At 70.5% G+C, this 9,538-nt stretch carries 7 protein-coding genes; 6 read left to right on the top strand and 1 reads right to left on the bottom strand.

Translation table 11 applies throughout. From position 1 onward, the window contains the following. Positions 1–620: amidohydrolase family protein (locus MR1_RS17565; protein WP_157518343.1), on the top strand; the 620-nt coding region annotated here is incomplete at its 5' end. Between the two features lie 19 nt (positions 621–639). On the opposite strand, the gene MR1_RS17560 is transcribed toward MR1_RS17565, so the two are convergent. Next, on the bottom strand, positions 640–1,629 hold the full coding sequence (locus tag MR1_RS17560) for a LacI family DNA-binding transcriptional regulator (RefSeq protein ID WP_067250054.1): 990 nt from the start codon (positions 1,627–1,629) through the stop codon (positions 640–642). A 198-nt stretch (positions 1,630–1,827) separates the two neighbouring features. On the opposite strand from MR1_RS17560, the gene MR1_RS17555 reads away from it, so the two are divergent. The 5 genes from MR1_RS17555 (at position 1,828) to MR1_RS17535 (ending at position 8,950) form a co-directional block, all read left to right on the top strand. Then, complete coding sequence (locus MR1_RS17555) at positions 1,828–3,006, top strand: Gfo/Idh/MocA family protein (RefSeq protein WP_067250050.1); 1,179 nt, start codon at positions 1,828–1,830, stop codon at positions 3,004–3,006. Between the two features lie 73 nt (positions 3,007–3,079). Beyond that, positions 3,080–5,014, top strand: a complete 1,935-nt coding sequence (locus MR1_RS17550; RefSeq protein WP_169797713.1) for an ABC transporter substrate-binding protein — start codon at positions 3,080–3,082, stop codon at positions 5,012–5,014. 32 nt (positions 5,015–5,046) lie between these two features. Beyond that, positions 5,047–6,039 (top strand): ABC transporter permease, encoded by a 993-nt coding sequence (locus tag MR1_RS17545; protein WP_067250044.1) that lies wholly within the window; start codon positions 5,047–5,049, stop codon positions 6,037–6,039. Then, entirely contained in the window at positions 6,036–7,151 is a 1,116-nt protein-coding gene (locus MR1_RS17540) for an ABC transporter permease (protein ID WP_067250041.1), read from the top strand. The genes MR1_RS17545 and MR1_RS17540 overlap by 4 nt, the downstream gene beginning before the upstream one ends. Before the next feature lie 14 nt (positions 7,152–7,165). Beyond that, positions 7,166–8,950, top strand: coding sequence for an ABC transporter ATP-binding protein (locus MR1_RS17535; RefSeq protein ID WP_067250038.1), 1,785 nt, complete (start codon positions 7,166–7,168; stop codon positions 8,948–8,950). Positions 8,951–9,538 lie beyond the last annotated feature (588 nt).

Raw genomic sequence — 9,538 nt, 5'->3', positions numbered from 1 at the left:
CGGAGCTCGCGGCGGCGGGCGTCGTCGTCGCCGTCGGCCACAGCGACGCACCGGGCGCGGCGCTGGCCGAGATCCAGCGGGCGGGCGCCACGCACATCACGCACCTGTGGAGCGGGCAGTCCGCTCTGCGTCGTGACGGGCCGTGGCGGGTGCCCGGTCTCGTGGAGGCCTCTCTCGCGTCCCGCGGCATGACCGCGGAGGTCATCGCCGACGGGAAGCACCTGCCGGCGTCGCTGCTGGAGATCGCCCGCCGGTGCCTCGGCGCGGATCTGGTGATCGTGTCGGACGCGACCGCCGGGGCCGGGATGCCCGAGGGGTATCGCTATCGGCTGGGCGATGTGCGCTGCGAGGTGCGCGACGGCGTGGGGATGGTGCTCGGCGAGGACAGCTTCGCCGGCAGCACGACCCTCCTGCCGGCGATGGTCCGCCATCTCGTGCTCGAGCTCGGCTGGGACGCGCCTCAGGTGTTCCGCATGGCGACGGAGAACCCGGCCAGGGCGGTGGGTGTCGCCCACGAGCGCGGTCGCATCGACGTGGGGTGCGCAGCGGACCTCGTCGTCTGGGATGACGAGCTGCGGCCACAGCTCGTCGTCCGCGACGGCTGCGTGCTCGGCCGGTGACGGCGGCCCCGTGCCCGGGCTACTCCGGTCGCGGGGCGAGGCCCGTCGAGCTGCGCACGGTTAGCCGCGTCTCCAGGGTGATGGTCTCGGCGTCCGCGTCGGGGGAGTCCAGTCGGCGGACCAGGGCGTCGACGGCGGCGGAGCCGGCCTGCATTCCCGGGACGGCCACGGTCGTCAGCGTGGGGTAGGCCATCGAGGACATCGGGCTGTCGTCGACGCCGATGATGCTGAGGTCGCGGCCCACCGTGACGTGACGCTCGTTGAGGCGGGCCATCACGCCCAGCGCGATGAGATCGTCGTAGGCGATGACGCCCGTGACGTCGCTGGCCAGCACGAGGTCGGCGGCGTGCACGCCGGACTGCACTTGCGGCTCGAAGGGCCCGTACTCGCGCATCGTCAGGCCGAAGGCGGCCGCCGCGTCCGCGACGGCCTTCTCGCGCTGCTGGTTCGACCAGGACCGGCGCGGTCCGTTGAGGTAGGCGATGGTGCGGTGCCCGAGCGCGGCCAGGTGCTCGACGGCCTGGCGCATGCCGTCGCCCGCGTCGATCACGATGCTCGTCTGATCCGGGACCACGCGGTTGACGAACACCGCGGGCCCGAGGGAGGCCAGCTGGGTGAGTGTCGCGCCGTCGCTGCGCGGCGAGACGACGATGAGCCCGTCCACCCGGGCGCGCATCTCGCCGGCGCGCACGGGCTCGTCGGCGGGGCGCTCGTCCGTGTCGGCGATCAGCACCGTGCGGCCCTTGGCCTGGGCGCGCGCCTGGACGGCCTTGATGATCGGGGGGAAGAAGGGGTTTCCGATGTCCGGCACGATGAGGCCGAGGATGTCCGTGCGTCCCGACGTCAGCGAGCGGGCGGTGTGGTTGGGCACGTAGCCCATCTCCTCGGCGATGCGTCGCACGCGCTCCCGGGTCTGGGCGTTCACCTTCTCCGGGGCCGACAGCGCGCGCGACACCGTCGAGCCCGACAGCCCGGCCGCCTTCGCGACGTCCGCAAGCGTCACTGACATCTCTCTCGTCCCCTCGTCGATCCTGGCCCAAACCTAGCCGAGGATTCCCCTCGGCCACCATGATTCTCGCACCACTTCGGCAACATTGCTGACAACAACAGCAAAGACTGCATATTTACAGCAAGCGCTTGTAGCGCTAGTCTGAGGGCGGATCGCCCCCCGCGGTCCTCCCGAACATCGATGACGATTGAGAGCGACATGACTTCCCATCTCCGACTCGGCGTCGTCGGCTACGGCAACCGCGGAGTCATCGCGCAGCGGGCCGCCGAGCTCGACGGCGACGCCACGGTCGTGGCCGTGGTCGACCCCTCCCCGTACGGTCAGGCCCGGGCGACGAGGGACTTCGGCGACTCCGTGACGATCGGCCCGACCGTCGACACCCTCGTGGACGCCGGCGTGGACGCCGCGTTCGTCACGAGTCCGGACCACCTGCACGCCGAGCACGTCACCGCCCTCCTGGAGGCCGGGATCCCGACCTTCGTCGACAAGCCGCTGGCCACGACGCTCGAGGACGCCGACCGCATCCTCGACACCGCCGAGCGCACCGGCACCCGGCTGTACGTCGGGCACAACATGCGCCTCATGCCGGTCTTCTCGACTATGCGCCGCTTGATCGAGGAGGGGGCGATCGGCGAGGTCAAGGCCGTGTGGTGCCGCCACTTCATCGGCGACGGCGGCGACCGCTTCTTCAAGGACTGGCATGCCGATCGCACGAAGGTCGGATCCCTGCTGCTGCAGAAGGCGTCGCACGACATCGACATCATCCACCTGCTCTCGGGCGGCTACACCACGCGGGTGACGGGCATGGGCGGACAGACGCTCTACCACCGGATCACCGACCGGGCCGACCGCAGCGGCCAGGTGGTCCGCGAGTGGATCTCGCGGGAGGACAACTGGCCGCCGCTGAGCCAGAAGGGGATGGCGCCCGTGATGGACGTCGAGGACCTCTCGATGATGCACATGGAGCTCGATAACGGCGTCCTCGCCAGCTACCAGGAGTGCCACTACACGCCCGACTACTGGCGCAACTACACGGTCATCGGGACCGAAGGGCGCATGGAGAACTTCGGGATGTCCCCCGACGGCGGCGTCATCCGCGTGTGGGACCGCCGTACCGAGTACAAGGCCGAGGGTGACCGCGAGGTGCCCATCCCCGCCGCGGACGGCGGGCACAACGGCGCCGATCCGATCCTGTTCGAGGAGTTCCTGGCGTTCGTCCGCAGCGGTCGCAAGACCAGGGTCTCGCCGATCGCGGCCCGTTTCGCGGTCGCTGCGGCGGCGCTGGCCACGGACTCTCTCCGCGACGGGTCCACGCCCCGAGACGTGCCGCCGCTGCGCGACGAGGTCCGCGCGCACTTCGCCGCGCAGTCCCTCTGAGCACCCGCTCGCCCCCCGATCGCCCGCTCGCCCCGTTTCCCGACAAGGATGTGAGGAAGACATGGATGGCACGATGACGATGTCCCGCCGTTCCCTGCTGATTCTCGGTGGCGCCGGCCTCGGCGCGCTGACGCTGGGACTCGCCGGCTGTACCGGGGAGGGCACGCCGACGTTCGGCGGCGTCACCTCCGACGCCAAGGAGTCCCCGATGCTCGCCGAACGGGTCAAGGCCGGGACGCTTCCGAAGCTGGAGGAGCGGCTGCCCTCCGCCCCGATGATCGTCAAGCCGGTCTCGGGGCCGGGCGCGTTCGGCGGCACGCTCCAGCGCGCCCAGACCTCGGCGACCGACGCCGGCATCGTGCAGGCGTTCGCCGCGGCCGGTCTCATCGAGTGGACGCTGAAGGCGGACGGCGCCCAGCCGAGCATCGCCGAGGAGTACCGCCGCAGCGAGGACAATCGCGAGTACCGATTCACGATCCGCAAGGGTCTGAAGTGGTCGGACGGCGAGCCCTTCACCGCGGACGACGTCCTGTTCGCGATCCAGAACTGGCTGGGGGACACGCGTCTGGTCCCGGCGCCGCCGGTGTGGTTCGCCGATGTCGGACAGACGCTGCCGACGGTGGCGAAGGACGGCGAGGACACCGTGGTGATCACCTTCCGCGAGCCCTTCGCCCTGTTCGAGAAGTACATGTGCCACCCGGCGGTCAGCACCCAGATCATCAAGCCGAAGCACTACCTCGCGGCCTTCCATCCCGACTACACCGACCAGGCGACCGTCGACGCCGCGGCGAAGGCGGCCGGGTTCGACTCGTGGGACCAGTACTTCGGCGACCGCGACAACCCCTGGACCAACCCCGAGCGGCCGGTGATGGGAGCCTTCCTCGTCACCCGGCCCGCGAACGCGCAGAGCGGCACCGCCGAGCTGGAGCGCAACCCCTTCTACTGGAAGACGGACCCGGACGGGCGGCAGCTGCCGTACGTGGACCGGATCCAGGTGCAGGTGCTCGACCAGTCGGCGCTCGATCTGCGCGCGGCGAACGGCGACCTCGACTTCCAGGGGACCTTCGTCGGATACAACTCCTCCCAGGTGTTCCTCCGCAATGCCGAGCAGAAGGGCTTCTCCCTGCTGCGCTGGCAGTCGGTGGGATCGCTCCTGGCCCTCTGCCCGAACCTCTCGCACAAGGACGAGGCGATCCGCGCCCTGATGCTGAACGCGGACTTCCGCACCGCGCTGTCGTTCGCGATCGACCGCGAGGAGATCAACAAGACGCTGTTGGGCGGGCTGGGCATCGTCCGCCAGCCCAGTGCCACCGAGAACAGCCCGTACGACGTCGGCGGGGGCGGGACGGCGATCGAGTACGACCCCGATCGGGCCAACCGGCTGCTCGACGGGCTCGGACTCGCCCGCAGCGGCGACACGCGCTCCACCGCCGACGGGCGCCCGCTGGAGTTCACGGTCATCTACGTCGACGACAACGCGGGGATCGCGCGGTCGGACGCCCTCCAGATCGTGGCCAAGCACTGGGCCGCGGTCGGCGTGCGCGTGAACCTGCGCCCGGTGGACGCCACGCTCTACGCGCAGCTGCGCAGCACCAACGACTTCGACTTCGACGGCACCACCGTGATCGAGGACGACTGGGACCTGGAGCCGGTCTGGTACATCCCCACCTCCAGCGGGTCCCACTCCGCTCCCGCGTTCGGCATGTGGTACGCCACCAATGGCGCCGACGGCATCGCCCCGCCCGAGGAGATCAAGCAGCTCATGGACCTGTGGGACGAGCTGCGCACCGCGCCCGACGACGACACCCGCATCGCGGCGGGCAAGAAGATCATGGCCCAGCACGACGAGAAGGTCTACATGATCGGGCTGATGAAGCTGCCCTTCGCGCCGGTGATCGTCAGCAAGGATCTCCGGAACGTGCGCGACGACCAGCCGCCGCTGTCCTTCTACTACGGGCGTGAGGGGATCACCAAGACCGAGCAGGTGTCGTTCGCGTCCCCGGCCTGAACACCGTCCCGACCGGATCAAGGAGCACCTCTATGTGGAGATTCATCGGGATGCGCGTGCTGAACGTCGTGCCGACCCTGATCGCCATCTCGATCGTGGCCTTCTTCGTCATCCAGCTGCCTCCCGGTGACTTCCTCACCACGCAGGTGCAGGCGCTGGAGGCGCAGGGCCAGTCCGTGGACCCCGCGTTCGTGGAGGCCCTGCGGGCGCGTTACGGCATCGGCGAGCCGTTCTGGGTGCAGTACGGCAAGTGGATCGGGAACATCGTCATGGCCGGGGACTTCGGCCTGTCCTTCGAGTTCCAGCGCCCCGTCTCGCAGTTGATCCTCGAGCGGCTGCCGCTGACCCTCCTGCTGGGCGTGTCCACCCTGCTGGTGACCTGGCTGATCGCCCTGCCCGCGGGGATCTACTCCGCGATCAAGCAACGCAAGACCCCGGACTACGTCATCTCGACCATCGGCTTCATCGCTCTCGCGACGCCGAACTTCCTCGCCGCCCTGGTGCTGGCGTACATCGGCTTCGCCTTCTTCGGCCAGAGCGTCGGCGGCCTGTTCTCCCCGGAGTACGTCAACGCGCCGTGGAGCTGGGCGAAGGCGGGCGACCTGCTCGCGCACCTGTGGATCCCGGTCGTGATCCTGTCGCTGGCCGGGACGGCCGGGATCATCCGCACGATGCGGGCCAACATGCTCGACGAGCTGCACAAGCCGTATGTCACGACGGCCAGGGCGAAGGGCATGACCGAGGGCGCGCTGATCCGCAAGTACCCGGTCCGCATCGCGCTCAACCCGTTCGTCTCGACCGCCGGGTGGCACCTGCCGCAACTGTTCGACGGGGAGGTGATCGTCGCGGTCGTGCTGTCGCTCGGCACCGTCGGACCCCTGCTGCTGGACGCGCTGCGCTCGCAGGACATGTACCTCGCCGGCGGGGTCCTGCTGATCGTCGCCGTCCTCACGGTGATCGGGACGCTCCTGTCCGACATCCTGCTGGCCGTCGTCGACCCCCGAGTCCGATTTGGAAGAGCATGAGCATCCTCGCCCCCGCATCCCCTCCCGAGGCCGTCTCCGCCCCGCCGCGGTCCGCCTCGCAGCGTCAGCTCATCTGGGCGCGCTACCGCAAGCACCGCCTGGCGGTCGTCAGCCTCTGGGTGCTCGGAGCCATGTACGCCGTCGCGCTGTTCGCGGGCTTCTTCGCCCCGTTCTCCAGCCAGTCCACGAGCGCCGACCACGCGTTCCAGCCGCCCCAGGTGCCGCAGTTCAGCGTCAGCGACGGCCTGTTCGTGTACGCCACGACGGGAGAGACGGACATCGACACGCTCGAGCGCGTGTTCACCGAGGACAGGGACACCAAGATCACCCTCGGCTTCTTCGTCCGCGGCGACGAGTACCGGCTGCTCGGGTTCATCCCCGCCGACGTGCACCTGTTCGGCCCCACCGAGCCCGGACAGCGGTGGTACCCGCTCGGTGCGGACAAGAGCGGCGCGGACCTGCTGTCGAAGATCATCTACGGAGCGCAGATCTCCCTGTCGATCGGACTCGTCGGCGTCGCGATATCCCTCGTGCTCGGACTCGTACTCGGCGGCGTGTCGGGCTACTTCGGCGGCTGGATCGACAACGTCATCCAGAGGGTGATCGAGTTCATCATGTCGATCCCGACCCTCCCGCTGTGGCTCGGGCTCGCGGCGGCGATCCCGCCCCGGTGGGGGCCGCTGGAGACGTACCTGATGATCACCGTGATCCTGTCCCTGCTGGGCTGGACGAGCCTCGCGCGGGTCATCCGCGGGCGGTTCCTGCAGACCAGGGACGAGGACTACGTCCTCGCGGCGCGACTGGACGGCGTGAGCACGGGCCGGATCATCTCCCGGCACATGCTGCCCTCGTTCCTGTCGCACATCATCGCGACCGTGAGCCTCGCGGTCCCCGCCATGATCCTGGCCGAGACCTCGTTGTCCTTCCTGGGGCTGGGCCTGCGCGCCCCGGCGGTCTCCTGGGGCGTGCTGCTCCAGGACGCCCAGAGCGTGCAGGCGGTCGCGGCGGCTCCGTGGCTGCTGCTGCCGGGCGTCGCGGTCGTGGTGGCCGTGGTGGCGTTCAACTTCGTCGGCGACGGTCTCCGGGACTCCGCCGACCCGTACGGCAACTGAGAGGACGACGATCCATGACCGATGACATCCTGTCGATCGCGGGGCTTCGGACCTCGTTCTTCACCGACGGCGGGGAGGTCGAGGCCGTCCGCGGCATCGACCTCTCCGTGCCGCGGGGCACCACCACGTGCATCGTGGGGGAGTCGGGATCCGGCAAGTCCGCCACGGCGCGCTCGATCATGCAGCTGGTCGACGTCCCGGGACGCGTCGTCGGCGGATCCATCGACTTCCGGGCCGCGCCCGAGTCGGCGCCGGTCGACATCGCGGCCCTCCATCCGCGCGGGGCGCCGATCCGGGCGATCCGCGGCAAGGACATCGGCATGATCTTCCAGGAGCCGATGTCGGCGCTGAGCCCGGTGCACACGGTGGGCGACCAGATCGCCGACGTGCTGCGCACCCACGAGGGCGCGAAGTACAAGGACCCGGCCGTGCGCCGGCGCATCGTCGAGGAGCTGGAACTGGTCGGCATCCCCCGCGCGGAGGAACGGATCGACGCCTACACCTTCCAGCTGTCCGGCGGGATGCGCCAGCGCGTCATGATCGCCATGGCCCTGATCTCCCGTCCGTCGCTGCTCATCGCCGACGAGCCGACCACCGCCCTCGACGTCACCACCCAGGCGCAGATCCTGGACCTGCTGCGCGAGCTCAAGCAGAGCCTGTCGATGTCGATGCTCTTCATCACGCACGACCTCGGCGTCGTCGCCGAGGTCGCCGACCACGTCGTCGTGATGCGCCGGGGCGAGATCGTGGAACGGGGGAGCGTGGAGGAGATCTTCCACGCCCCGCAGCACCCGTACACCCGGCAGCTCCTCGACGCCCTCCCGCAGCGGCAGGCCGAGAACGGGGCCTCGGCCCGGCGTCGTGCGACGCCGTCGCCGCCCGAGGAGCGGGAGCGGCCGATCCTCGAGGTCCGGGACCTCACCGTCGAGTTCCAGGCCCGCACGGGCCGCCGCTTCGGCTCGCGCAGGACGAGCACCTTCCGGGCGCTCGACCGCGTGGGCTTCACGCTCGAGCGGGGCAGGACGCTCGGGGTCGTGGGCGAGTCCGGGTGCGGGAAGACGACGCTGGGACGGACGCTCCTGCGCGCCTACACGCCTCAGGACGGGAGCATCCTCTACCGCCACGACGCCGGCTCCGAGGTGGACCTCGCACAGGTGAGCGGTGCCGGCCTGCTGCCGTACCGTCGTCACATCCGGATGGTGTTCCAGGATCCCTACGGCTCGCTGAACCCGCGCATGACCGTGGAGCAGGTGATCACCGAGCCGCTCGCGGCGGCGCGCATCGGGACGGCCCCCGAGCGCCGGGAGAAGGCGGCGTCGCTGCTGACCAGGGTGGGGCTGAGCCCGGACGCGCTCAGCAGGTATCCTCACGCGTTCTCCGGCGGGGAGCGTCAGCGCATCGGGATCGCCCGTGCCCTCATCACCGACCCCCGGATCGTCGTCGCCGACGAGGCGGTGTCGGCGCTGGACGTGTCCGTGCGTCGACAGGTGCTCGAGCTGTTCGCCGAGCTGCAGGAGGAGCTCGACCTGACGTACGTGTTCATCTCGCACGACCTGTCCGTCGTGGAGTCGATCAGCGACCACGTGGCGGTGATGTACTACGGGCGCATCGTGGAGTACGGCGCCGCCGAGCAGGTGTTCACCGACCCGCAGCACGGGTACACGCGGTCACTGCTGTCCGCCATCCCCGTGGCGGATCCGCGCGAGCGCGGGCGCCGCGAGCGCGTCGCGTACCGTCCGGAGGAGGGCGAGGTCACGATGCTCACCACCGACACCCGGGTCGTTCAGCCGCTCAAGTAGCCGATCGCCGACGGCGCTCGCGTAGCCGGGGAGGACCCACTGCCAGCGTCCGGCGGAGGCGTCCCACGCCCGGGTGCGCGCCTCCTGCTCGGGGGCGGGGCGCTCGTCGAGGTCGAGGCCGACCGCCGGTCCGCAGATCGCGGCGGCGACCGCCGCCGTGAAGCTGCGCGCGCCCCGCCCGACCAGCGTCAGCCGGGTGTACCGCCCCGTCGGGAGGAGCCCGTCCGCCGCGCCGACGACGGCGTGCAGAAGATCGCGCACACGCGCCGCCTCGAGCGCGTCGCCGAGGCTCAGCAGGTCGCACAGCAGCGTGTAGTCGGGGCCGATGATGTCGTCGCCGCGGGCCGGCGCGCGACCGGCGGCGCGGACGGCGCCGGTCCCGCGGACGTCGAGCACGAGGGTCGCCGCCCCGTCGCCGTCGAGGACCTCGGCGTCGTCGTCCAGGCCGTCCGTGGGCACTCCGACGACGACCCGGAGCCGGTCGGTCGCCTCGTCCGGGGCGAACAGCACCGCCGAGGTGTGGATCCCGCGGTCGGTGAGCCAGAACCCCTGCCGGGCGATGCCGCCGCGGCAGCGGATCCCGGGGAA

The organism is Microbacterium resistens NBRC 103078 (genome assembly GCF_001552355.1).
GTDB lineage: Bacteria > Actinomycetota > Actinomycetes > Actinomycetales > Microbacteriaceae > Microbacterium > Microbacterium resistens.
The sequence above is the reverse complement of the archived record's forward strand: the minus strand, read 5'-3'. Positions and strand labels throughout refer to the sequence as shown.